Below are 24,218 nucleotides of genomic sequence, written 5' to 3' on the forward strand. Positions count from 1 at the left end.
GAATGATGACAATGAAAAAAGCATGGTGGAAGGAATCGGTTGTTTATCAAGTATATTGGCGCAGTTTTTACGATACAGATGGTGATGGTTACGGGGATTTGGAGGGTGTGATCCAAAAATTGGATTACATCCAAAACCTTGGTGTCGATGTCATATGGCTAAATCCCTGCTATGAGTCACCTGACGTCGATAACGGGTACGATATTTCCGATTATCGCTCGGTTATGTCAAAAGCGGGAACGTTAGCAACCTTCGAGCGGCTTCTCCAGGAAGTACATAGCCACGGGATGAAATTGATCATGGACTTGGTAGTGAATCATACATCAAGCCAGCATCCATGGTTCAAAGAGGCGCGTTCCTCCAAAGATCATCCAAAACGAGACTATTATATTTGGAGCAAGACGCCGAACAATTGGCGTTCCTATTTTACACCATCCGTTTGGGAATATGATGAAACCACTGAAGAATATTATTTTCACTCGTTTGCGGTCGAACAGCCCGATTTAAACTGGCAAAATCCTAAAGTACGCCAGGAAGTCTACTCACTCATGAAGTTTTGGCTGGACAAGGGAATTGACGGTTTCCGAATGGATGTCATCAACCTTCTAGCCAAACAGGAAGGCTTCCCCGATTCGAATCATCCCGAGGATATCTCCTATTTGGGCAATAACCCCGGGATTCATGAATACCTTCGGGAAATGCACGAGGAAGTATTGCAGCACTATGATATTTTTACCGTTGGGGAAATACCGTTTGTCACGCCAGAGGACGGCCTGTTATATGTAGGTGAAGACCGCCGCGAGCTGCACACCCTATTCCACTTTGAAGTCTGCGATAATATGTCTCATTGGGATATGCAGCGGTTTAAAGACATTCAGCGTCGATGGTATAACGGTTTGTGGGGCAAAGGCTGGAATTCCCAATTTCTCAATAATCATGACCATACCCGCCTCGTCACCCGGTTTGGCAACGACTCAGAGTATCGCGTGGAATCAGCCAAATGTTTTGCCGTTCTACTGCATATGCTGCCGGGGATGCCGTATATCTTTCAAGGTGAGGAAATCGGCATGACGGGTGTCCGCTTCGATTCAATTGAAGACTACCATGACATTGCCATGAAAAATAAGTATAAAGAAGAAGTAGACAAAGGCAGGAAACCGGAAGAAGTGTTTGAGAGCCTGCTTCATCTGGCCCGTGACAATTCCCGCACCCCCATGCAATGGAATGATTCACCCAATGCCGGATTTACAACTGGAACTCCATGGATCAAAGTAAATCCAAATTACAAAGAGATCAACGTGGCCAAAGCTCTAAAGGACCCAAACTCGGTTTATTATTTTTATAGGAAATTGATTCAACTGCGAAAAGAACATCAGGTTATGGTGTATGGAGACTTTCAGGAACTTTTCGAAGACCATCAACAAATCTACTCCTTCATCCGTGAATACGAGAATGAAAGATGGCTGGTCCTATTAAATATTTCTGACCTTCTTGTAGAAATTGAACTTCCGGAAAGCCTCGCCTTAGTAGAAAAAGAGATCATTCTGGAAAACTACAAAGTACAGGAAGTTTCCACTGATGAACTGAAATTAAAACCATATGAAGCAAGAATTTATCGGATTGGAAGCAGAGGATGATTCTCTGCTTCTTTTTTTGGTCATGCAAAAGAATGATCTTCGAAGTAACTCCACTTCTGTGGTAGCATAACAGTTCCAATATACCTCATAACCAGCCCAAAATTCGCTTCAAATTTGATTTTTCGTCGTTCGACCAATGTCTCCAAACCCGTTATGTTAGAGTTGCCGGAAGCGTAAAAACACTGGCCGGCCCTCAACAATAGTGATGAAGGGCGGAACAAAATCATGGGTATGAAATCAGGCTGCATTGAACAATTCAAAGAGTTCTCACAGTTTTCCAGTCTTAAAGAATTTAATAACCATATGGAAATGTGGATGGTGCAGCATAAGGCTGACTTTTCTAAGGGGGAACTGATTGGGCTAAAACGGCTCGTGCGATTTGCTGCCAAAGCTTCCTGGCATCTGCAATGCCAAATTTGGCACCATTCTTAAAGCGATTCACGAGGAATCCCACGACAATGGCCTTTCACGCTCCACCTTTAAACGGATGATTCAAAAGGCAATCATTCTTGGGCTGATCACCGTCCATGAGACGGAAAGAAAAAATGGCTCGCAAACTAGTAACCTGTATGTATTTAATCCTTTTCCTTATAATGAACCACCCAAACCAGAAATTTTGGACCAGCCAAAAGAAACCAGTAATCTTTTAAAAACTGAAAAAGATCAAAAGATAAATAAACGTAACGAAGAACCGTTCGAATTGGACCATACATATGTTAGCAATCGAGTTCCGCAGGAGGTTTGTGCATCGAAGCAGGGGTATGTGGACGCGGGGAAGGTCAGGAATTTATTAAACACATCCCCGCGCTCTAAAGGCAGGTCAGAGTGGAAACTAATTCCCTTCCCTCTCCTCTTCTACCATTTTAAATACAAATGTTTTCATTATTGAGCAGTCCCCACTTGTCATGGAAGATCTACAGCACAGCGGAAGCCAATATTTCCTGCCGAGCTGTCCGGAGTATTTTGGGTGCGGGCAGCTACGCGATATCGGTTACAGTAGGAATGGTGGCAAAGGTAGGAGCCGCCTTTCATGACTTTAGCTGTTCCTTCGCTTAATTCTGCCGGGTTCCCGGTTGGTTCGTGTAAATGTTGTGCTGAAAACCAGTCGGAACACCATTCCCACACATTTCCTACAACATTGTACAAGCCATAGCCATTGGGCTGGAAGGAATGAACAGGGGCAGTCGCTAAGTATCCGTCTTCCAGGGTGTTTTCAACAGGAAAATTGCCCTGCCAAATATTGCATTGGTGCTCCCCAGCCAGAAGCAGTTCATCACCCCAAGGATAGATTTTCCCCTCTAACCCCCCCCGGGCGGCATATTCCCATTCCGCTTCAGTAGGCAGCCGTTTGCCGGACCACCGGCAATACGCTAATGCATCATTCCAGGAAACATGGACAACTGGGTGATCCATGCGGTCGGCAATAGAGGAGTCCGGCCCTTCAGGATGCTTCCAGCTGGCTCCTTCCACCACCAGCCACCATGGTGTCCCCATGACACTTTGCGTCACTGACTTTTTCACCGTATCGGACACCAGCATATGGAACACAAACGACCACCCGTATCTCTCCGCTTCCGTCACATAATTCGTCTCAGCAACAAATTCATTAAATTGCTGATTCGTTGCAGCATAGCGGTCAATTGCAAAAGGCTCGACGATAACCTTTCTTGCGGGGCCTTCTCCATCTGCATTAAAGCCCACCGCATCATCAGTCCCCATGATAAATTCCCCGCCAGGCAAGGTGACTAAATTCTCTATATGTTTCATTTTAGTATGGTTTATTGGCAAAGTCAGAAGCGTCTTTTTCTCCTTGCCTGCCAAGTGATCTCTATTGATACTGCAGCATGATGTTTTTCTCATGATCTCATCTCCAATCGCTGTTTTTCCTTGGATTAGACTAAATATCCCTGTAAAACCTTTTTGCCTATCTCAACAATCGCGGCCGTATTTCTTTCAAAAAAGTCATAATTGGCATCACAATAATAAAGTTCAAATTCGTTGCTTTTCTTATTTTGGACTTTGTACCGCTTGCAACCGCCTCGGCATAACGCAAGATGTTTACAAGATTTGCACTTGTCGCTTAAGGGCACCGATTCAGAGCGGAATACAGATGCCACCCTCCCATGATACATCTCATCATAGCCCGACTCGGTGATATTCCCTAACTTATATGCATCTAAGGCATAGAAATCACACGGGAAAACATCTCCATTTGCTTCAATCACAAAATAAGTTGTGCAAGAACCTGTCATTGAGCAACTTTCTGGTGCAAATCCCTGGCTCATCCGAACGTAATTATCAAATAACCGGTCGCTAATATAATGACCTTGATCAAAGTTTTCTTTATATAAGTCAAACAACGTATTTAACGTATTCCTATATTGCTCAATACTTAAGGCATATGAATCGACAGCATTGGTCTCGTCCATTTGATTAAGGCACGGAATGAATTGAATATAGTGAAAACCTTCATTCATAAAAAACTCATAGACTTCATGAATATGTTCCGCAACGTACTTGGATAACACACATAATATATTAAACGGTACACCATATAATTGTAAGAGACGAATAGTTTCCATTATCCGCTGATGTGTCGGCCTTTGATGATTGGTTTTTCTCTGTTCATCATGAATATGGCTCGGTCCGTCAACAGACACACCTACTAAAAAATCATTTTCTTTGAAAAACTTGACCCATTCTTCGTCCAAACCGTACCCGTTCGTCTGAATAGAATAACTGACGGCAGCATTTTTCGTATTATAGACATGAACGTTCTCCACAAAATGATGGTAGAACTCCAATCCAGCAAGGGTAGGCTCACCGCCTTGAAAGGCGAAGGAGATGAGTCTGGCTCCGCTCTCGAACGCTTTTTCAATTAAGGCCGTTTGAACATCTTCCTTCATGATGCCATAACTTGAAATCATCCGATGATTCGCAACATTGTGGTAAAAACAATAATTGCAATCCAAATTACAACTTGATGAAGCTGGTTTGATTAATATGCTCAATGTCTGCATGCTGCCTCACACTCCTTTACTCTAATACAAAAGCGGCATTTTTCGTTCATACTTATTCATTTTAACCGTAAATCTTAACGTTGTAAGGTGAGGCCTGGTAATAGCACTACCGACGACAACGGCATGTGCCCCTAAATAGAGACTTTGAATCGCCTCCTCGGGGGTATTAATTTTCCCTTCCATCAGTACATAGCCGCGGCCCTCGCTGACCCGGATGATTTCCGCAAGCGTTTCGAAATCAGGGCTGTCGATCGATTTCGGGTTGTCATTAAATCGATAAAGAGTAGGAGCGACAAAATCTGCCCCAAGCTTTAATGCATGGAGCGCTTCCTTGGCATTGCGGATATCTGCCAAAATCACGATATTAGGGAATTCTTTTTTAATGAGAGGAATAATGTCAAACGCTATTCTTCCTTCTGCTGTCAAACGGTCCGTTGCATCCACTGCCACGATATCAGCACCAGCCTCAATGACCGCTCTAACGGCGTCCATAGTAGGAGTAATAAACACTTTGCTTTTCTCGCTATGAATCTTCCATAACCCAATAATCGGCAAATCGGTCATTTTCCTGACGGCTTTGATATCTTCCGGGGTATTTAGCCGCAAGCCTGCTGCCCCGCCCCAAATTGCCGAACTGGCCATTGCTTCAACAATGCCTGGAAGGTAAATGGGGTCATCCTTCTTTGCCTGGCATGAGACGATTAATCCATCTTTTAACTGATTTATAATCTGCAGTTTTACATCCATGTCAATTCCCACCTTTTTAAAAAATCCATGTTGGAAGAAAGACACCCTTTCTGCGGAAAGGATGTCTCCTACAATTTAGAACAGCTTAATAATGTCTTTTTCCGTCCTTGATACACGTTGTCCGGCCTTTAATAACTGACACTGTTTCCCGTTTGTAAACACGACAATTACATCAGTGGCAGGAACTTTATCTTTTATTCTTTCAAAATCAGCCGTGATTACCAGATCTCCCTGTTTTACTACTTGGCCTTCTTGCACATTTAGGGTGAAGCCTTCTCCATTAAGTGATACAGTTTCAATTCCTACATGGATTAAAATTTCTATTCCATCGTCGGTTTTAATTCCCACAGCATGCTTGGTTGGAAAAACAAATTCCACTTTTCCGTTAACAGGTGAATAAATGTTGGATTCCAGAGGTTCAATGGCAAACCCATCCCCCATTGCTTTAGAGGCAAACGCCTCATCCGGAACATCCGCTAACTGTTTTAATTTCCCTTCTACCGGGCTGACAAAAGCAGTTTTCTTTTTAAATAGCTTTAACAACTGTATTCCCTCGCTTTTACATAGTCATTCGGGTTCTTGGAGCTTGGATTAATACATTCTTGCTTATTCACCTTCCAGCCCTCTTTGACTTCAATATTTCCGTGCAGCAAAGGATCATTGGTTTTCTTTTGATACTCCACTAGTTTTTGCCGCATCTCTTTCAGCACATCGGCATAGCGCGGCTCATCTGCCACATTATTTCGCTCACCCGGATCGTATACCAAATCATAAAATGCTTCTTTATATTTCACGACCTGATCCAAGCCATTTTCCAAATAGTAGCTTTTGGTTGGAGAGTTATCGATATTAGACATGTTAACCTTTAAATACTCTTCATCATAATAACGAATATATTTATACTGACTTGTCCTGATGCATCGCGTTGGTTCATAGGATGTGTGGAAATTCACTTCGGCAAAGACTTCCTCCCTAACTTCCACTTTTGGGTCCACAAATAGTTCTGCAAATGATACACCCTGCAGATTTTCTGGCTTTTTTATGTTTAGTAAATCACAAATCGTTGGAAATAAATCTACCTGTGAAACTAGGCTTTCTACCACTTCACCTTTTGTATTGCTTTCAGGAACACGCATAATGAAGGAAACACCAATTCCCGCGTCCGTTAAATTACATTTGCTGAACGGGAAGGCAATACCGTGGTCCGTTGTAAAAATGATAATCGAGTCCTCATACAATCCTTCATGTTTCAACGTATCAATCACAATTTTAAAAGAATCATCGAACCAGGAACTCGATTTTAAATAGCCTGCATAGTCTTCCCTGGTGACTTCATTATCAGGGATAGGATACGGTGGCATGACATACTTCGAATCGATCCCGTTCTTTTCTCCGGTCGGAAACTTTCGGTGGGTGGCAAACAACCCATAGGATAAGAAGAATGGCTGCTCTTTGTCTGCTCTAGTTAACCAATCACTGACACGCTGCGCATTCAAGTAATCCCACTTCACCAGCTCTTCCTCAGGATAATTGGCATTGTCAGCCGAAATATTTTCATCATAGCCAATTGTTTTGGCCCCTTCTTCCGGATTCAAATAACTGCCCACTTCATGCTGAATCCCGCATAGAACGCTATGATATCCTTGTTTTTTCAAAAATTGTACTAGGTGCTGTGAATAGTCCTGCAAGCCAAATCCACGTTGCGCCAATCCAAGCATGCCATTGCTATGCGGATACATCCCGGTCAATAAGCCTGCTCTGCTCGGAGAACAAGTAGGCCCAACACAGTAGGCTTGTCGAAACAGCGTTGCATCCTCGGCAAACTTTTTCAAGTTTGGTGTTGGAACGTCATACCCATATGGACTTAGCATTCTGCCGCTATCATGGGTATGAATATAAATAATGTTTTTTTTCAATCTGATCACCTACATCCTGTTTTTTCTTAGGTTGTACTCATATACAAATAAACCGAGGAGAGAAATACCAGTACCCTACTATACTAGTATTTCTCTCCGTTCACCTATGAAATAGATTCCAAATATTCATCAATTTCTGCCCGAACGAGATTTACCTTTGGTCCAAAAATAACCTGAACGGATTTTCCGCGAACAATGGTATTGTACGCACCTGCTGATTTTAAGGCTGCGGCATCAATCGCATCCGGTTTGACGACACTAACGCGAAGACGTGTGGCACAGTTATCAATATCCGTAATGTTGTTCATTCCGCCTAAAGCTGCAATAATGACTGCAGATTGTCCGGAATTTGTTTGGAATGAACTATTCAGCTTGCCTTCTTCCTCTGTATCAGATGTGTTATCCCGTCCAGGTGTTTTCGCATTTAATTTCAGAATCGCTGTTTTAAAAATAAAGTAATAAACAATCGCGATCGGAATACCCAGTGCAAGAATCCAAAGATAGCCCGTCTTATCGTTGCCCTGGAAGACACCGAATAATAGGAACTCAATGACACCTGCTGAGAATGTCGAACCAATTGTGACATGTGTCAGGGCCGCAACCACAAACACAGAGGCAAACAGAAGCGCTTCAAGTACGAATAAGATTGGTGAAGCAAATAGTAAAGCGAACGAAATCGGTTCTGTAACACCTGTGATAAAGGCAGTTAAACCGATGGATAATAAGAAACCAGCCGTTGCTTTACGTTTCGGTCCAGCAGGGATCGCTTTGTACATGGCAAACGCAACAGCCGGCATACCAAACATCATATGGAAGTAACGGCCGCTATTAAATAACGCAAGATTGTCGAAGAACTTCGTTGTATTTGGATCAGATAATTGCGCCAAGAAGATGTTTTGGAATCCTTCAACGATTTTGCCCCCTACTTCAAGCGTACCGCCTGCAGAAGTGGTCCAAAACGGAAGGTAAAACACATGGTGCAATCCCAATAAATAAAGAGTTCGCAGTAAAAGTCCATATAAGAATGAACCTACAACACCCAAGCCTGTAGCAAATTCACCAAACGCGGCAATTCCATGACCAATGAAAGGCCATACTAAGAACATCACTGCACCGATAACAAGGAACACAAAGGTATTAACAATTGGCACCAAACGAGAACCGCCAAAGAAAGCAAGGAATTCCGGCAAACTCGTTTTGTAAAAACGGTCATGAACGAATGCTGTTCCAATCCCGGCTAAGATCCCGCCAAACACGCCCATTTGCAGGGTCATAATTCCAAATTGAAGGCCTTGGCCGTATGCCCGAGGATCAGCACCCTCAGGAGGTAGACCCTCTGTCACTTTTAATAAAGCATTAATGGTAATAATTAATACGAAATACCCGACAACAGCTGCCAAGCCAGCTGTCCCTTTTTCTCCCTTAACCAGACCGACGGCAATCCCAACTGCGAAAATCAGCGGCAATGCTGAAAATACACCAGAGCCAGCAGCATTCATAATCTGCAATATCGCCTGAAGGACCGTATTATTCAAGATTGGATAAGCCTGAACAACAGCAGCCCCTGATAATGCAGAAGAAATACCGAGTAATAACCCGGCAACTGGCAAGATGGCGATTGGCAGTAAGATGGCCTTCCCCAACCTTTGACCAAAGTCTAGTAATCTTTGTTTTACAGACATGCAAAAACCCCCCAAATGGTATTCACTTTGCAAATAGTAGAATTATTCAGACTCCTTATAAGAAAAAAATATCATTCCAATTGCGAGCCTTTCTATCCACCAAACAAAATGTATTCGCTTTCTCGTTGCTATTATAAGCCCATGTTTTAAATTATTCAATACATTTGTTAATACATTTTAAAATAAATGTAAATATATTTAAAACAAAAGCAGTAAACCTCACGGATTTACTGCTCATTTCATTTTTATCGCTTGATATTGATATTTAGGGGAATTTAATACTAAAACGGAATGGTCCGCAATCTCACCCGTTTCCAGATGGGTGGTGTTTAATACCTTTAAAATTGGCTGTTCTGGGTCACAGTGAAAATGCTTGACGATAACTTCTGATGGAAAAATCGGCACGACCGCTTGCTGGACAAAGCTGATCGAGGCCTTCTTTGTTTCTTCGATATACTGATAGCGGGAGTGAAGCAATTTTTCATAGGATAAATCAGGATACTCGGCTACACTCATATAAGTGGTCTCATGCATCATTGGTTCCCCGTCCGCCTTTCGCAAACGCTCAATATTATAGACAGGTGTGTCCACTGGGACATGTAATTTGCTGCTAATATAGTCGGAAGCAGGAATAATTTTAAACTCAAGAATTTCTGAAGTAACGGTTTTCCCTATTGCCTCCATTTCATTTGTAAAGCTCTTCACATTGGTGGTTCGACCAATAAGGGTAGGTTCTGCCACAAACGTTCCGCTCCCCGGATTTCGCACCAAGTAACCCTTGGCCACGAGGTTGTTCGTCGCCTGTCTGACGGTGACACGGCTGACGTTATACTCTTTGGACAGCTCCTGTTCGGTTGGAATTAATTGTCCTTTCGAGTAAAAACCGCTGTTAATTTTGTCTAACAGCTCATTTTCGATAATTTTATATTTCGCTAATCGCTTTGAGTTGTTCATGCTATGCTCCTTTATTCATTACGGATAAACTGGATAAAATGACTTAAGCCTGTTTTTTGAAAGCGATGATTTTTCCGTACCATCCACAGGTCCCTTTTTAAATGAAAATCGACTATTTTGATTTCGCATAATGTGCCGTATTTTAATTCTTTTAAGACGGTTAACTTGGGAAGAAGACTGATCCCCAACTCGGCTTCTACAGCATTTTTTATCGATTGGTAACTGCCTAGTTCCATTTTACTCTCCATCTTATCAAGGATTCCATACCTTTCGAGGGCTTCTTCCACAATCCACCGTGTACCGGATTCGACTTCCCGCCAGATTATTTTTTCCTCAGGCAGTTCCGTGATATCAATGCTTTTTTGTTTACTCCAGCGATGCTGAGATGACACCACTAGAATGATCTCATCCTCCGCAAACTTTTCATTTTCCAAGCTGTCGTTTTTGACAGCCCCCTCCACTAACGCAATGTCAACCTCATAATTTTCCAGCTTCGTGAGAATCGAGGGGGTGTTCCCAATTGATAAGCTGAATTTCATCTGAGGAAAGTTTTTTTGGAAGCTCCCTAGTAACCCCGGTAATAAATATTCACCGATTGTTAAGCTTGCCCCAACATTCAGAATGGCTTCCTGCTGTCCCGTAAGCTCTTGAACAGCTTCAAAAGACCGCTTCGTATATTCAATAATTACCTTCGCATACGGGTAAAGCAATTTCCCCGCCTCCGTAGGCAGTAGCTTTCCATCTACCCGATCGAATAACAGTGCTCCGTAATTTTCTTCTAACTGATGAATTTGCCTAGTGACAGCAGGCTGGGAGACAAAGCTGGCTCTTGCCGCCTTACTAATACTTCCTTCATCCACCACCGCGCAAAACATTTTTAAACTATCAATATTCAACACTTGTCCCCCTCTCACTTCATATTGTGTATATAGATTGGCATATAAACATCTAAATGTTAATACATTTTGAATTATGAATATAACATTTACTTATAGCCCATAAAACAATTCGATTATACAAGAACGTTTTTATTTGTTAAGTTAAATATATCGTGTAAGGGGGGATTTGTCATGGAAATCTCAATGGGATTGCTGATTTTAGCGGTGGGAATAATTGCCGGCGGCTACGGCACAATCGTTGGAGCCGGCGGAGGATTTATTTTTGTACCGGCACTTCTCATCGTTTTTCATATGGACCCCGTCATCGCAGCGGGATGTGGCATTGTCATTGTATTAATCAATTCATTATCAGGTGTGACCGGGTACGCGAAAAGGAACATGATTCACTACCGGACAGGAATTATCCTGAGTTTAGGGGCCTTTCCGGGTTCATTAATTGGCGTCAGGCTGCTGCAATTGTATTCATCTAGTTACTTTTATGTTATTTTTGCTACGGTTTTAGTAGCTTTGGGAATCTTCTTATTCGCCAAGAATTCTCAGTTTCTTTTTTGGAAGAAAAAAAGTGAGAGTGAGGGTCCATCCACAACTGTGGATGCTTCAAGGCTGACGGTAGGCCGTCTGCTTCCACTCGGATTTTTCATGGGAATCTTATCTAGCTATCTCGGGATTGGCGGAGGATGGCTGCTCGTTCCTATTTTAATTTACCTCTATAAAGTCCCGACCCATAATGCAACGGCGACATCAATCTTTTCCCTGGCCCTCTATTCTACTGTAGGGGTTGTATCACAAATATATTATAGCAGTATCGATTGGACAACCGTCCTCTGGGGAGGCATTGGCGTCATTATCGGTTCCCAGGTGGGTGTTGCTCTATCCCAGCGCATACCTGGAAAAATGATAATTCAGATGTTATCCATCCTGTTAATGGTCATTGGAATCAGAATGTATTTTAACTAAATGGAAGCAGGGACGGTCCTCTGCTCCCATCTGATTATGCAAAAAATAACTTTACTTTATTACAATTAATGCAATATAACAATCTATCATCCTCTCTACTATTTATGTTGGGCAAGAGCTGTCATTGCTCGCTCCGCACACACATGAAAATACTACTTATACGGTGAAATCTGGAGACTCCTTATATTCGATCTGGATCGGAAACAGATGGTACCCCGTTTCCAACCCCTCCCTCTATTCCAAGATTCCCTCGATTTTTTGAATAATCTTATCTGATAGTTGTTCTAAGTCATTCCTCATCCACATCCGCAGGTCATCCGCTCAAGAAGTGGTACCAAACGGAAGAATAATAAATATTTTTAATAACCCTCTGTCTACTGGATTCCTAATAAAAGAACTAAGGCACAGCTAGATTAATTCCACAAACTGTGCCCTTTTACCGCAAAACTTCCGATTGTTCCCTACTTACTCTATAACTCTTGTTATTCAATGAGGTCCCTATACCGCTGTGGTTCCCTGTCAGTGAAAAACATATAGTCGCTTCTGCTTTTCAGTAAAGATTGATTCGTTAGTTCTACAATGATCAAATCCTCTTCATTTGAAGAAGATTCTGCTAGAATTTCCCCTTGGGCATTGACAATCTTGCTTTAGCCAAACCTTCCCAATTGTAACGCTACTTGATAGTTCCAGAACATCATGATTGAACATTCTAATACATCCATGGGAGACATTCTTACCGATAGAAGATGGCTTTTGCTTGGGGATTAGGAAATTCCGCCTGACGCTGCCCCTTATGGAATCAACAAGATTTTACCGGTACTTTTTCGGCTTTCTAAATAGCGGTGAGCTTTTTGTCCATCTCGTAACGCAAAAGTGGTCGGCTCCGATACTTTTACTTTTCCTTCTTCTATCCATCTAAACAGCTCTTTTGATCGTGTGACTCGTTCTTCCTTAGAAGTGAGAACATTCCAAAGGTCTCCCCCCGTTAGGGTTTTTGAGGTATCCATCAACATACGGGGATCAACTGGTGCCGGATCTCCACCTGCCATTCCATAAAATACAACGGTACCACCGATGCGCGTAACAGCAAAACTGTCCATGAGTGTAGAGCCTATGGATTCATAAACAACATCTACTCCTTTGCCGTTCGTTTCTTCGAGAACTTTCTGCTTCCACTCATCCTTGTACTGGAAAACCAAATCCGCTCCCACTTTTTTGGCAGCTTCACCTTTTTCCTTAGAAGAGGTTAAGCCTATCACCTTACCTCCAAGAAGCTTGACCATTTGAACAAGAAGCTGTCCGACACCTCCGGCTGCTGCGTGTACTAAGACAACATCATTATTTTTCACAGCATAGCTATCCCTTGTAAGATAATGGGCCGTTAGCCCTTGAAGGAGTATAGATGCAGCCTCCTTAAATGAAATAGATTCTGGCAGAGGTATCAATTTTTCATATGGAACAGCTACTAGCTCTGCATTGGCAAAGGGAACATCAGCAAAGGCAACACGATTTCCTGCGCTTATGCCTTGCACATCTGCTCCTACTTTTTCTACAATTCCGGCACCTTCATAACCTAAAATATAGGGAGGCTCCCCAGCAAGATGATAATTTCCTTTCCTTCTATAAATGTCTGCAAAATTTAGGCCAATGGCTTTCATTCTGACAAGAATTTCATCCGGACCAATGACAGGATCCATTACTTCGCCATATTCCAGGACTTCCGGACCTCCAAATGTATGAAAAACAAGTGCTTTCATATAGATTCCTCATCTCTAGGGTTCATTAATAAATGCAATACAATGCAATACGAACATGGGGACAATACAATCTTCGAAAAAATGGAGACAGCGGTAAAAATAAAGGTCGAATCAATCACCTCTAGGTGTGATAGCGACCTGTAAAACGTAGCTGCCCATCATCAGAAACAGACAAAAAAATAAGTGACAGTCGATGTTTACCGGATTCTTATTTCGTGATGGTTTTCGACATAATCCCAATCTGTGCCAATGCCTCATTTACCGGCATATCCATGGAAGAAGAATCCGTGTAAAATGCATCCAGGGCTTTGATGTAAAAATCTTCATTTTCGTTGATGGTATATCCGCCTTGGGCCAAGCTGTATAAGGCATTGGATACAGCGTGGAATTTTTGGTTTTCCGTTAGCTTCACCCAATCGCTGCCACTCATCCCTTTAATGGACGTTTCCGTATCATTTTTACCATTGTTTGATGAGACTTCAGGATTTTCAGCAAGGTAAGCCGTTCTAAGAGCCCCTTTCACTTCCCCTGAGGTGGTAATAAGCGTCTGTTTCACCGTTGGCTCTGCTCCAGCCTCTTTTTCAGCAAGTGTCAGCCCTCTATCGGTTCCGGACAGAACCTGATGTTTATCCAACGTGTCGATTAAATCCAATATCTTCTTTTCCGGCCTTTGACCTACTTCGCGATCGATCGCGACATTCGCTGACACCATAGTGAATGACCTTTTGAAAATCATGTATGTCGGGAATTCAGTATCCCCACAAAAAACATTAATCGAGCCGAAAAAGTCATACAAATCACCATAATTTTTTGTCAATTCCTCATAAAAATCCACTAAATAGAGGTATTGTTCGCTTATTTTTTTCTCGAAAAATTGATCATTTAATGTAATCGTGAGCGTATCGGTTCCGGAATCATCATCTTTTGAATGATTAAATTCTACGATAAATTCATTAGACTGAAGAAACTTGTCCCGTTCTTCAACAGTTGGCTTCTTATTCGTTGTTTCCTGCTCAAGTTTACTACTATCTTTTTTGGCCACGGAAGAACAGGCTGTTAATAGCAATATCATGGAGATAAATCCCAAAAGATATTTTCTCATCTTTCCACCTACTATTGTCTAGTTATTTTCTCTATTATAAAACAATTGAATACGGACTAAGTAGCGATTAACAAACTAATAAACAATTTTGCCTTTTAAAAAAAGAGGGGGAAAGGAAAAATTTGTCGAATTTGATATCAGAAGAAAGGAAACGAAAGGGGAGTTCAAAATGTTGTACGACAAGGATAGATTTATAGGCAGCCTTTTTGGGTTAGCTGTGGGAGATTGTGTCGGTGCGTCGGTAGAATTCTGCCCGCCGGGAACCTTTGAACCGGTTCATAATATGATTGGGGGCGGGCCATTCCGTTTAGCTCCCGGTGAATGGACAGACGATACATCAATGGCATTATGCTTGGCACAAAGCATGATTGAACATAACGGGTTTAATGCCGATGACCAAATGCAGCGTTATCTAAGCTGGTATGAAAAGGGACATTTAAGCAGCACCGGCGAATGCTTCGATATTGGTAATACTGTCCGCGAATCTCTTCATCGCTATCGGGAAAACCGGAAACCTTACAGTGGGGCTAAAAATCCATACAGTGCCGGAAATGGCTCGATTATGAGGCTCGCGCCAGTTCCTCTATTCTGGGCGTGTGATATCGAACAAGCCATTTATTTTTCCGGCGAAAGCTCAAAAACAACCCATCAAGCCGAAGAAGCGGTTGATGCATGCCATTTTCTTGGAGCACTAATAGCCGGGGCAGCAAACGGCGTTTCAAAAGAACACCTACTATCAAAAGAATTTGTTCAGTTTGTTGAAAATAAAATAGATAGACCGCTTTCCCCCAAAATAAAACAAGTGGCTGAAGGCTCTTATAAGCACCGGCAACCGCCACAAATCAAAGGTACCGGGTACGTGGTGGATTCATTGGAAGCCGCTCTATGGGGATTTTATCTGACAGATACTTTTAAAGAAGGTCTATTGCTGGTGGTCACCTTGGGAATGACTCTGATACAACTGGTGCGGTCTATGGCCAATTGGCAGGGGCATATTATGGCCTATCCGCGATCCCGCAGGAATGGGTGAAAAAATTAGGCCAATTGGAGTTTATTCAAAAAACGGCAAACGATATTTTTTCACTGCATTTTACCTCTCCCTACCGATTTAAAGGTACCACATCTGATTACAATGTATTTTTTAATGAACAAGACCAAACGTATAATGAGGTACAACCCTATACCCAAATAGAAGCTTTTCTTAAAGACCATTGGCAGAAAGGGTTTGTTCATGCTACCGATAAATGGAAAGTATTTTTCCCCCATAAAAATGAAACCATTCTTCTCCCTGCTGGAACCAAAATCCGCATTACATGGCATTATTTTGACTACGAAGAGGAGAATTTCCCTCAACCGCTTGGTGGGACTGCGGGGTATGAGAATTACAAACGAAAAATAAAAAGAAATGAAGCTTGGAAAAAAGCGGGGTTAAGTGGGATTAATGATCCTGGGAACGGTTCGACGGATCTACTGGCACCTTAAGAATTAACCAATGAAGATTATAAAAGCAATAAGGGAACTGGAAAATCCCTGGATTGTGCCTGTTATCCATTGTTTCTGGTAAAATAGGAGTATTAATTAATATAGGGTGAATAGGAATGCAACAACTAACATTCGAAAATATCAATACGCTTGGAATAATAGTCCATGAAAACACTCAATATAAACACTATCATTATCCTGAGATGTTAACCAGGTATGATAGTAATTTCATTGAATTTAAAACATTGCCGACTGTAACTGAATTCAAAGAGGCTGAAAATTACCTAAGGGATTACCATCTGAAAAGGGGCCAAAAACACGTAAAATTTTCTTTTCCAAATAATATAAAGCCAACAGGAGAACTACTTGCTTACCTAACGGATATGAGGTATGAAATAGGTTTTCTCGAATTATATGCGATCGAACCGAAACACTTTCCTGCCGTCATAGACAACCCAGATATCGATATTCAAGTAGTAACAAATAAAAGTTTAGAAGTACTTCTTGATCTACAATATCAGCATGATTTAAACAATGGAATTGAATTTGCGAAGCAGAAGGTTGATCTTATAAAACGTCAATTTGAAGATCAAAATATTCAGCAGGTACTAGCTTTTTATAAGGGGTCTCCAGCTGGCTATGTAAATGTCATCATCTCAAGTGAAACAGCAGAAATTGATAGCCTAATGGTTGACGAGTTGTATCGAAAAAAAGGAATAGCGAGCAGGTTACAAAAATTTGTAATGGAATCATTCCCTGAGAAGATGGTCATCTTAGTTGCCGATGGAGAAGATACCCCTAGAGAAATGTACAGAAAACAAAACTATCAGTATCATGGATTTAAATATGAAGCAACTAAAATATGTCAGGATTAGTTTTTTCAATACATGACACCCTATCGATATCGTAAAACTAAAGGGAATCCACGGTATGCTCTGGATTCTCTTTAGTTTTTATTCGATGCCTTTCAACAAATTGTTGCTTGAGGGCAACCTAACCAAACGATTATGTAACAAGCAGCAAAGCCTAGCCGCCATTGGATTCTTGGTTTCCATATCATAAAAATACTTGTCGACTAGCCAAACGTTTAAATGAATTCGTTTGAAACGTTGAGAACTCACCTTTTCTTGCCCAATTCATGCAAGAACTTTGCTGAAACCTGCCGGATCTATTTGGCACCTTTGAGAATGTAAAATACAATCTCTGAAATCCGACTAGTTCCTACAACATCTGCTATCACTTCCCCCAATTAAACGTTTGGCAAAAATTCCAATAAGCCTAATCTAATCAAATTAGTTTCCCTAATCTGCTAAAAAATTTGTCAGTTAACCAAATGTTTAATTAGTTATCAGAGAATCGCAGCGGCTATCTCAATTGCCCTTGTCGAGATATTCCTCATTGAAGGATTTTTCAAATAACTGTCGAATTTATTATACGTACATTCAGTTGTTAAGAAGGTGGATTTTCCGAGTAAGCGCAGGATAATTCGCATGTTGTAAATTCTAGTTAAGCAAAGAAAAGCGAATTCAGCACACATACTCTCTATCTCGTGCATACCATTTGGGAGAAATAACCCCTACAAGGAGGTAAACATATGTGGAAAAAATTGTTGTATGGCGCATCGAAACGATTTGCGAATGACGCCTCACGTATAGTCGCAAATGAAATGAAGAAAAAAGCCCAGCAAGACAGACGCCTTACAAGCTTCGACGACCATTCGTCTGAACCGGAAAGAGCGATTTTCCTAAATCGTTTGCGGCACATCCTGCTGAACGACCAAGAAATGCTGACCGTTCTCATTGATATCATCAATGGGCTCAAAACCTGTGTAGAGCCGCCATTCAACGACGAAGGCCTTTTTGAATATAGTCAATTAATCCTGGATATCAATGAGTTGGCTTTTGAGAAAAACCAAGAGGCACACGAGATTCATGAGATGGGCATTCAGCTGAGCGAAAACACCGATGACTACACGGTAGAATATAAGAGCCTGGACGTCAGCTTGATAAATGCCGAAATCGTCGATCTGGCCGATGAAATTTACAACCTCCTCACAGCAGAAGAAACGACGTACGACATCGGGCTCATCGAGGACCTCGACGGTTTTATTGAAAAAGCACAAAGCTATATTGAAAAATCAACTGAGATATACGAGGAATTAACCAAGATGAACATTGTTACCATCTGGGATGCCACCAGAACAAGAACCATCGATTACAATGACTGATAAACAATTAAAGCCGTATAACAAGTGAAATGCTTGGGAGAATTCCCAGGCGTTTTTCTGTGAAAATAAATATTCTTATTGGTATTAAGGAAATAGATGGTAAGCTCCCTGTCATAGAGTGGTTCAAAAGATGGCATAGATGGTAAATTTCGATGGTCGTAAACAGGCATGAGTGGTCTTCGGACGATGACAGTTACGGAAATTCACTATGCGGGTTGCTTCCGGGCAACCTAGCCAAACGATTGTTTAACTGGGCTCGAAGTTTTGCCGTTATTGGCTTTTTATTTTCCCATATCACGAAAATGCATGTCGACCAGACAGACGTTTAAGTAAAGTGGTTTGAAATGTGGAGAAATAAACGTTTCATGCCTTTTTCATGCAAGAACTTTGGTGAATCCTGATGGATGAGGGTGCTCAATTGGAGCAGTCTCCGTGCGAACACAATTATTCGTCAGGTCCCGTCTTCATCCGCTACTGAGTATGAAATCACGAAAGGTATGACAGCTATACATTTAGTTGAATCAAACAAAAAAATCAAAACTATATAACACCATTCTAGGCAGTGTTAGCAAAATGGGAAAAGAATTCAAAACTCTTTTCCCATTAATTTTTTCATTATTTTTTGGATATTCTCTTATTTCGATTATTCAACTTACGTTGAAAATACCCACTCTGTTTCTTCCATTCTCTTTTGCCTGATATAATGCCTTGTCAGCCTTTTCAATGAATTCCTCCGTTTCCTCTCCAGAATATGTAGCAATACCAATACTGATTGTAAAGCGAATTTGTTTATCATTATAAATAAAATGTGATTGCTCCACAACCTCACGGATTCGTTCAGCTAATATTTTACCATGCCCTACATCAGTGTTCGGTAAAATGACGGCAAATTCTTCACCGCCAAAGCGGACATACCCATCTGATTTTCTTACATTATGTCTAATGATATCCGATATATGTTTTAATGCCTCATCACCACATTGATGACCAAATTGGTCATTAATTCTTTTAAAATGGTCTATATCCAGCATAATGAGAACTAAAGAGCTTCTTTCGCTTATTGGAACTGCTTTTTCCATATATAAGTCAAAATATCTCCGATTATACAATCCAGTTAAAGAATCAATGATAGTAAGTTTTTGAACATACTTTAACAGCTTATTATTTTTTAGTATAAAATAACCAATTGTGAAGAGGATAGCTCCATTAACAATAGAACCAGCAATGAGGAGTATCAACTCAATTTTATCATGTGTTGGAACGTCCTCACTAAATTCCGCAGCATACTTCAACAAGCTGTAAAAGAATGCTGAACCGATGATAATCTTCCATTTTGGATACATTACCATAATTAAAATGTTAGGTATTAAAAATAGGGACCACAAAAAGGTAGATAGCCTTTCGATTCCTTCTCTAAAACCACTTTCTAATGCAATGGGTAAAATCGTAAACAATATGATCAATACCCAGTAAACAAGCTTTGGCTTCAAATTACTATTTTCTCCTTTCGGTAGCCCAGCCATCTTAGAATGTACCTTAGATCTGAGACTTTGCATCCTTATTTTTCAATAAGTTTGCCTTTATTATAAGAAAAGCACTCCACTTTGTATTTGTTTCTCTTTTTCATTCGGGGATAAAAACTCTATTACACATTAAATAAATTATTAGACCAATAGGGATTTATTAATAGGAGCATTGGTTTTAATATTATTTTTTCCACTTCTCTTTACTTCATAAAGGGCAGAATCCGCGCTTTTTAACAATTCATGTCTGTTTGTTCCATCCTTGGGGTAAAAGGCAATTCCCATGCTTGAGGTTATTCTCAGAGTATTTCCCTCAATCTTCCAAGGTTCTTGAAGAGATGTAATAATTCGCCTTGCAACTCTTTCCACTTCCAGCTCCTCGTGAAATTCCGGGAGGAGAATGGTAAATTCATCTCCACCTAGTCGAGCAATTGTGTCACTTTCACGAAGCTGATTCATCACTCTATTTGAAAATTGTTTAAGGAGTTCATCTCCTGCATCGTGTCCATACGTATCATTGACTTGTTTAAAATTATCTATATCCATAAATATAACCGCTAACTTTCGCTCGTATCGCTTGGCTTCTTTTAGTGATTGATCTAACCTCTCTTTGAAGAGCCTTCGATTCGGCAGACCTGTTAAAGTATCATGATACGCCATATAGGTTAACCTTTCCCTATACATTTTCCTTTCAGTCATGTCCCTTCCTAACGCAAGAAAATGGAGAATATCCCCTTTTTCATTAAGAATTTGAATCACTTTTGACTCCATCCATACCCAATGACCATCCCAGTGTTTATGACGAAACTCTATTATCTTCTCCTTCTTCGTCTGAGCTAAGCTCGTAAAAAGACTTTCTACCTTGGGAATATCATCAGAATGAATCATATCCAGTATATGAAGCCCTTCATAAAATACAGGTAAAAAACCTAATACCAATTCATGAGAGGGAGAAGCATATTTAACCACTCCATCTGGTTTGAACATTGCAATAAGGTCCGTAGCATTGTCTGCTATTAACCTAAACCATTCTTCACTTTCCTTTAATGCAACTTCTAATTGCTTATACCTGCTAATATCTCTTGCAACACCAGAAAAAGCCACAATTTCTCCATCCACATTTCGAACAGGAGAAAAGGTTAAACTTACCGTTAAAATAGTCCCATCCTTGCGAAGTGCATCTACTTCAATCCCAGATAAGTTTTCACCTAACTTTACCTTTTCCTTAATCAAGTTTGCATATTTTAACCGATTTTCCGGTATAATGGGCGATGGCTTTCCAACCAATTCTTCTCGTTTCCATCCATACAGTTTTTCAAAGGCAGGATTAACATCAATGATGTTTCCGTTCAGATCAAGTAAATGAACCGCATCGGCAATAGAATTAAAAAGCGCATTAAACCTCCCCTCCAGTTGTTTTAGAGAAAATGTATTCTTTGTTAATTCTGTTAAAACCTTGGCGACACAAAAAATGCCTATAATTTCATTTTTAACGATTAGTGGGATACACTTTAATTGCAGGTCAAGAATCTCTCCGCTTCTATGAACGGCTTTAATCGTTGTTTTAAATTGATTTCCTTGTGCTATTTGCTTGGCATGATAATCGAATTTTTCTACCTGATCCGGAACTATTATGTCATGAAAAGGAATCCCTTGAATCTCTCCCTTGGCGTATCCAAAAATATTGGTTACGACTGGATTAACCTCCTCAATTATTCCATATATAGAAACTACAAATATGGCATCTGGATTATGCTCAATGATAGAATGGTAGATTTCAAAGGATGCTCCACTTAGCTTACTTACCATAAATTCCCCTCCTCGGCACCCCTTCCGATATAGCTGTTATCTTATTCCCCTTTGTCATATTTGGAAAAACGACATCAACCGTGGTTCCTTGATCGATAGTGCTATGAATGTCAATCCAACCTCCATGATCTTGAACAATTTTATGACTAATCATTAATCCGAATCCAGTTCCCTTTTCTTTTGTATTATAAAAGGGTTCCCCTATCTTTCTCATTCGCTTATTTGGTATACCCTTTCCTTGATCCATAAACCTAATTTTAACTTTGTTTGAATCCTCATAAAGAGTTTTAATTTTTATAATTCCGCCATTTGGCAAGGCTTCCACCACATTTTGAAGAATTTGAACAAAAACTTGTTTTATTTGGCTTCTATCACATCGAACAGATGGCAATTCCATCTCGAACTCTTGGGTAATTTCAATATTATTTATTATGGTTTGTGATTTAAATATTGAAAGCACTTGTTTTAAAAGAATGTTTATATCTGTCTCCATTATTTGATGTGCTTGTGGTTTTGCAAAACTTATAAATTCATCTACGATTTCTTCTAATTTTTTTATTTCAGACAATATGGTGGTAGTATAAAAGTCTGATTCTTTCTCTCGTTGAATAAGCTGGACAAAACCCTTAATTGTTGTAAGTGGATTCCTTATTTCGTGTGCTACGCTTGACGCTAACTGCCCAATGACTGAAAGCTTTTCAGACCTTTGTATAAATTCCTCAACATTCTTACGTTCTGAAATATCTCTTCCCACTGCAATAAAACACTCTACCTCATCATTTTCTCCATAAACAGGTGTCACTTTTGCCTCAATAGGAAGCCATTTACCTTGTGAATGCAGGTGCCGAAATTGAACCTGGCTTGGTTTCCTAAATTTACTCATAATAGTAAACTGATTTTGAACGGAAGGAATGTCCTCTGGATGAAGGAAATCAAAAGCATGATGACCTTCATATTCATTTGGAGGGATTTCAAATACTTTTTCATGCGAAGGAGAAGCATAAAGGATTAACCCATTATTATCCATTTTAACAATAACATCTTGAATATTATCTGCTATAAGTTGATAGTTCGATTCACTGACTCTTAATGACTCTTCAACTTGCTTTTGATTCGTAATATCAACACCAGAGCCAATAACTTCAACAACTTGCCCCCCCTTACGGACTGGACTTAAAATTGTGATATAATAAATTCCATTTAATTCCTCTTCATAGGTGACGTTCTCCTCACCTTCCCAAGCCCTTTGATAATAGTTCATTTTTTCCATGGCAGCTTCAATTGGAAGGAAATCTGTCAGTTCTTTACCAATAATGTGTTCAGGTGTAAAACCCATTTTATTCAGTAAATCCCCGTCACTTAGAGTGTGGATGAATTTCTTATTTTCCTTTTTAAACTTAAAAATGATTCCTTGATGTCTACTTAATGTTTCACGTAATTCTCGTTGATTTTTTTTAACTATTTCCTCCATCCATTTCTGATTGCCGACATCTTGGGGAATCCCTTCCCGAACAACAATCTGTTCAATCTTATAAAAATTTCTTTCCAATTCTTCTGGCGGTAACGGCTTGCTAAAAAGATAGCCTTGACCTTGGTTACATAGATTTTGTTGAAGAAAAATCAATTGTTCTTTCTTCTCAACACCTTCAGCAATAACATCCATATTTAATTGGTGAGCCATTTCAATGATCATCTTCACAATAGTTGCATCATTCGAATCTAAAGTTGAGTTCTTCACAAATGATTGATCAATTTTAATCTTATCTATTGGAAGGTCGTGCAAATATTGAAGTGAATTAAATCCCGTTCCGAAGTCATCTAAACTGATTTTTACACCAATATTTTTTAATTCCCGAATAATTTTTGGGGCATGGTAGGCATCTAACATAATCCCCTCCGTAATTTCAAAAATAAGATATTCAGGAGCAAGCCTTGTTTCTTTCAAAATCTGGCTTACTCTTTTTACAAAATTAGGTTGATACAATTGGCGTGCAGAAAGATTGACCGACATCAATATCGGGTTGTAGCCAACCTTTTGCCAAGCCTTATTTTGTAAACAAGCGGTTCGTAAAATCCAGTCTCCCAAGGGTAAAATCAATCCTGTTTCCTCAACGAAAGGGATAAATTCCATTGGTAGAATCAATCCTTTCTCTGGATTTATCCAACGTATTAATGCTTCAACCCCGATTATTTTTCCTGTTACTAGGTCGAGTTTGGGCTGGAAATACAAACAAAATTCGTTCCGTGAAAATGCCGCCCCAATATCCATTTCCGAATGTCTAAATGGTCTTGCTGTTTCCAAGTTTACTTCACCACCTTGATTACTTCCTTTTATCTACTTGCATATCGATTTTGTTGAGTACATTTCAATAAAGTTTCTTGATCTTTGTAATTTTTTTACATGGGTATATATTACCAGACAATTCCCTTAATAGGAATGAATTTTGTCAATTTTTTTGATTTTTTGTCATAATTTGTAGAATTTCAATATAAATTCCAATTAAAT

General features: G+C 40.3%; 21 protein-coding genes, 2 pseudogenes and 1 riboswitch. Of the genes and pseudogenes, 9 read left to right on the forward strand and 14 right to left on the reverse strand.

Annotated elements, in window-relative coordinates; translation table 11 throughout:
* Positions 1 to 11: 11 nt before the first annotated feature.
* From M3234_RS02845 to M3234_RS02855, 3 genes are all read left to right on the forward strand, one after another.
* A complete protein-coding gene (locus M3234_RS02845) occupies positions 12 to 1,637 on the forward strand; it encodes a glycoside hydrolase family 13 protein (RefSeq protein ID WP_262303228.1) in 1,626 nt (541 codons plus the stop codon).
* 225 nt (positions 1,638 to 1,862) lie between these two features.
* Entirely contained in the window at positions 1,863 to 2,069 is a 207-nt protein-coding gene (locus tag M3234_RS02850) for a hypothetical protein (protein WP_262303229.1), read from the forward strand.
* A complete protein-coding gene (locus M3234_RS02855; RefSeq protein WP_262303230.1) occupies positions 2,017 to 2,526 on the forward strand; it encodes a hypothetical protein in 510 nt (169 codons plus the stop codon). The genes M3234_RS02850 and M3234_RS02855 overlap by 53 nt, the downstream gene beginning before the upstream one ends.
* A 14-nt stretch (positions 2,527 to 2,540) precedes the next feature.
* Here M3234_RS02855 and M3234_RS02860 read toward each other — a convergent pair whose 3' ends face one another.
* The 8 genes from M3234_RS02860 to M3234_RS02895 form a co-directional block, all read right to left on the reverse strand.
* Positions 2,541 to 3,497, reverse strand: coding sequence for a formylglycine-generating enzyme family protein (locus M3234_RS02860; protein WP_396953917.1), 957 nt, complete (start codon positions 3,495 to 3,497; stop codon positions 2,541 to 2,543).
* A gap of 32 nt (positions 3,498 to 3,529) precedes the next feature.
* The gene (locus M3234_RS02865) at positions 3,530 to 4,657 is read right to left on the reverse strand and encodes an anaerobic sulfatase maturase (protein ID WP_262303231.1); all 1,128 of its coding nucleotides are present in this window, start codon (positions 4,655 to 4,657) and stop codon (positions 3,530 to 3,532) included.
* Positions 4,658 to 4,678: 21 nt separating this feature from the next.
* Positions 4,679 to 5,404, reverse strand: coding sequence for an N-acetylmannosamine-6-phosphate 2-epimerase (locus tag M3234_RS02870; protein ID WP_262303232.1), 726 nt, complete (start codon positions 5,402 to 5,404; stop codon positions 4,679 to 4,681).
* A 75-nt stretch (positions 5,405 to 5,479) separates the two neighbouring features.
* Positions 5,480 to 5,947: a PTS sugar transporter subunit IIA gene (locus tag M3234_RS02875; protein WP_262303233.1), complete on the reverse strand. Its 468-nt coding sequence runs from the start codon at positions 5,945 to 5,947 to the stop codon at positions 5,480 to 5,482.
* Positions 5,941 to 7,320 carry a sulfatase family protein gene (locus M3234_RS02880; protein WP_262303234.1) on the reverse strand — a complete coding sequence of 460 codons (1,380 nt, stop codon included), beginning with the start codon at positions 7,318 to 7,320 and terminating at the stop codon, positions 5,941 to 5,943. Before M3234_RS02880 ends, M3234_RS02875 begins: the two co-directional genes overlap by 7 nt.
* Before the next feature lie 104 nt (positions 7,321 to 7,424).
* A complete protein-coding gene (locus tag M3234_RS02885) occupies positions 7,425 to 9,002 on the reverse strand; it encodes a PTS transporter subunit EIIC (protein ID WP_262303235.1) in 1,578 nt (525 codons plus the stop codon).
* A 234-nt stretch (positions 9,003 to 9,236) separates the two neighbouring features.
* The gene (locus tag M3234_RS02890; protein ID WP_262303236.1) at positions 9,237 to 9,956 is read right to left on the reverse strand and encodes a GntR family transcriptional regulator; all 720 of its coding nucleotides are present in this window, start codon (positions 9,954 to 9,956) and stop codon (positions 9,237 to 9,239) included.
* 11 nt (positions 9,957 to 9,967) lie between these two features.
* Complete coding sequence (locus tag M3234_RS02895) at positions 9,968 to 10,852, reverse strand: LysR family transcriptional regulator (RefSeq protein WP_262303237.1); 885 nt, start codon at positions 10,850 to 10,852, stop codon at positions 9,968 to 9,970.
* 174 nt (positions 10,853 to 11,026) lie between these two features.
* Here M3234_RS02895 and M3234_RS02900 point away from each other — a divergent pair, with 174 nt between their 5' ends.
* On the forward strand, positions 11,027 to 11,812 hold the full coding sequence (locus M3234_RS02900) for a sulfite exporter TauE/SafE family protein (RefSeq protein WP_262303238.1): 786 nt from the start codon (positions 11,027 to 11,029) through the stop codon (positions 11,810 to 11,812).
* Between the two features lie 594 nt (positions 11,813 to 12,406).
* On the opposite strand, the pseudogene M3234_RS29645 reads toward M3234_RS02900, so the two are convergent.
* The 3 genes and pseudogenes from M3234_RS29645 to M3234_RS02910 all read right to left on the reverse strand — a co-directional run.
* Positions 12,407 to 12,562 (reverse strand): annotated as a pseudogene (locus tag M3234_RS29645) (L,D-transpeptidase); the annotation flags it as partial.
* Positions 12,563 to 12,603: 41 nt separating this feature from the next.
* Positions 12,604 to 13,569: a quinone oxidoreductase family protein gene (locus tag M3234_RS02905; protein ID WP_262303239.1), complete on the reverse strand. Its 966-nt coding sequence runs from the start codon at positions 13,567 to 13,569 to the stop codon at positions 12,604 to 12,606.
* Positions 13,570 to 13,777: 208 nt separating this feature from the next.
* Positions 13,778 to 14,671, reverse strand: a complete 894-nt coding sequence (locus tag M3234_RS02910) for a hypothetical protein (RefSeq protein ID WP_262303240.1) — start codon at positions 14,669 to 14,671, stop codon at positions 13,778 to 13,780.
* Positions 14,672 to 14,840: 169 nt separating this feature from the next.
* Here M3234_RS02910 and M3234_RS29505 point away from each other — a divergent pair.
* The 5 genes and pseudogenes from M3234_RS29505 to M3234_RS02935 all read left to right on the forward strand — a co-directional run.
* A pseudogene (locus M3234_RS29505) lies at positions 14,841 to 15,634 on the forward strand (ADP-ribosylglycohydrolase family protein); the annotation flags it as partial.
* A 63-nt stretch (positions 15,635 to 15,697) separates the two neighbouring features.
* The gene (locus M3234_RS29510; protein ID WP_262303582.1) at positions 15,698 to 16,153 is read left to right on the forward strand and encodes a hypothetical protein; all 456 of its coding nucleotides are present in this window, start codon (positions 15,698 to 15,700) and stop codon (positions 16,151 to 16,153) included.
* 116 nt (positions 16,154 to 16,269) lie between these two features.
* Positions 16,270 to 17,028, forward strand: a complete 759-nt coding sequence (locus M3234_RS02925; RefSeq protein ID WP_262303241.1) for a GNAT family N-acetyltransferase — start codon at positions 16,270 to 16,272, stop codon at positions 17,026 to 17,028.
* A gap of 719 nt (positions 17,029 to 17,747) precedes the next feature.
* The gene (locus M3234_RS02930; protein ID WP_262303242.1) at positions 17,748 to 18,380 is read left to right on the forward strand and encodes a hypothetical protein; all 633 of its coding nucleotides are present in this window, start codon (positions 17,748 to 17,750) and stop codon (positions 18,378 to 18,380) included.
* 152 nt (positions 18,381 to 18,532) lie between these two features.
* Complete coding sequence (locus M3234_RS02935; protein ID WP_262303243.1) at positions 18,533 to 18,709, forward strand: hypothetical protein; 177 nt, start codon at positions 18,533 to 18,535, stop codon at positions 18,707 to 18,709.
* 318 nt (positions 18,710 to 19,027) lie between these two features.
* Here the strand turns inward: M3234_RS02935 and M3234_RS02940 are convergent, their stop codons facing one another.
* From M3234_RS02940 to M3234_RS02950, 3 genes are all read right to left on the reverse strand, one after another.
* Positions 19,028 to 19,870 (reverse strand): GGDEF domain-containing protein, encoded by an 843-nt coding sequence (locus M3234_RS02940; RefSeq protein WP_262303244.1) that lies wholly within the window; start codon positions 19,868 to 19,870, stop codon positions 19,028 to 19,030.
* A gap of 16 nt (positions 19,871 to 19,886) precedes the next feature.
* Positions 19,887 to 19,969: riboswitch (cyclic di-GMP riboswitch) on the reverse strand.
* A 75-nt stretch (positions 19,970 to 20,044) separates the two neighbouring features.
* A complete protein-coding gene (locus M3234_RS02945; protein ID WP_262303245.1) occupies positions 20,045 to 21,712 on the reverse strand; it encodes a sensor domain-containing diguanylate cyclase in 1,668 nt (555 codons plus the stop codon).
* Complete coding sequence (locus M3234_RS02950) at positions 21,702 to 24,014, reverse strand: EAL domain-containing protein (RefSeq protein WP_262303246.1); 2,313 nt, start codon at positions 24,012 to 24,014, stop codon at positions 21,702 to 21,704. Before M3234_RS02950 ends, M3234_RS02945 begins: the two co-directional genes overlap by 11 nt.
* Positions 24,015 to 24,218: the final 204 nt, after the last annotated feature.

The organism is Neobacillus niacini (assembly GCF_023715785.1).
In the GTDB taxonomy this organism is placed as follows: domain Bacteria; phylum Bacillota; class Bacilli; order Bacillales; family Cytobacillaceae; genus Neobacillus; species Neobacillus niacini_E.

Excerpts from the sequence above, each read along its gene's own strand:
- M3234_RS02845 (WP_262303228.1), top strand. The coding sequence starts at position 12 with ATGAAAAAAGCATGGTGGAAGGAATCGGTTGTTTATCAAGTATATTGG.
- M3234_RS02850 (WP_262303229.1), top strand. The coding sequence starts at position 1,863 with ATGGGTATGAAATCAGGCTGCATTGAACAATTCAAAGAGTTCTCACAG.
- M3234_RS02860 (WP_396953917.1), bottom strand. The coding sequence starts at position 3,497 with ATGAGAAAAACATCATGCTGCAGTATCAATAGAGATCACTTGGCAGGC.
- M3234_RS02865 (WP_262303231.1), bottom strand. The coding sequence starts at position 4,657 with ATGCAGACATTGAGCATATTAATCAAACCAGCTTCATCAAGTTGTAAT.
- M3234_RS02870 (WP_262303232.1), bottom strand. The coding sequence starts at position 5,404 with ATGGATGTAAAACTGCAGATTATAAATCAGTTAAAAGATGGATTAATC.
- M3234_RS02885 (WP_262303235.1), bottom strand. The coding sequence starts at position 9,002 with ATGTCTGTAAAACAAAGATTACTAGACTTTGGTCAAAGGTTGGGGAAG.
- M3234_RS02890 (WP_262303236.1), bottom strand. The coding sequence starts at position 9,956 with ATGAACAACTCAAAGCGATTAGCGAAATATAAAATTATCGAAAATGAG.
- M3234_RS02900 (WP_262303238.1), top strand. The coding sequence starts at position 11,027 with ATGGAAATCTCAATGGGATTGCTGATTTTAGCGGTGGGAATAATTGCC.
- M3234_RS02905 (WP_262303239.1), bottom strand. The coding sequence starts at position 13,569 with ATGAAAGCACTTGTTTTTCATACATTTGGAGGTCCGGAAGTCCTGGAA.
- M3234_RS02910 (WP_262303240.1), bottom strand. The coding sequence starts at position 14,671 with ATGAGAAAATATCTTTTGGGATTTATCTCCATGATATTGCTATTAACA.
- M3234_RS02925 (WP_262303241.1), top strand. The coding sequence starts at position 16,270 with ATGCAACAACTAACATTCGAAAATATCAATACGCTTGGAATAATAGTC.
- M3234_RS02930 (WP_262303242.1), top strand. The coding sequence starts at position 17,748 with ATGTGGAAAAAATTGTTGTATGGCGCATCGAAACGATTTGCGAATGAC.
- M3234_RS02935 (WP_262303243.1), top strand. The coding sequence starts at position 18,533 with ATGGTCGTAAACAGGCATGAGTGGTCTTCGGACGATGACAGTTACGGA.
- M3234_RS02945 (WP_262303245.1), bottom strand. The coding sequence starts at position 21,712 with ATGGTAAGTAAGCTAAGTGGAGCATCCTTTGAAATCTACCATTCTATC.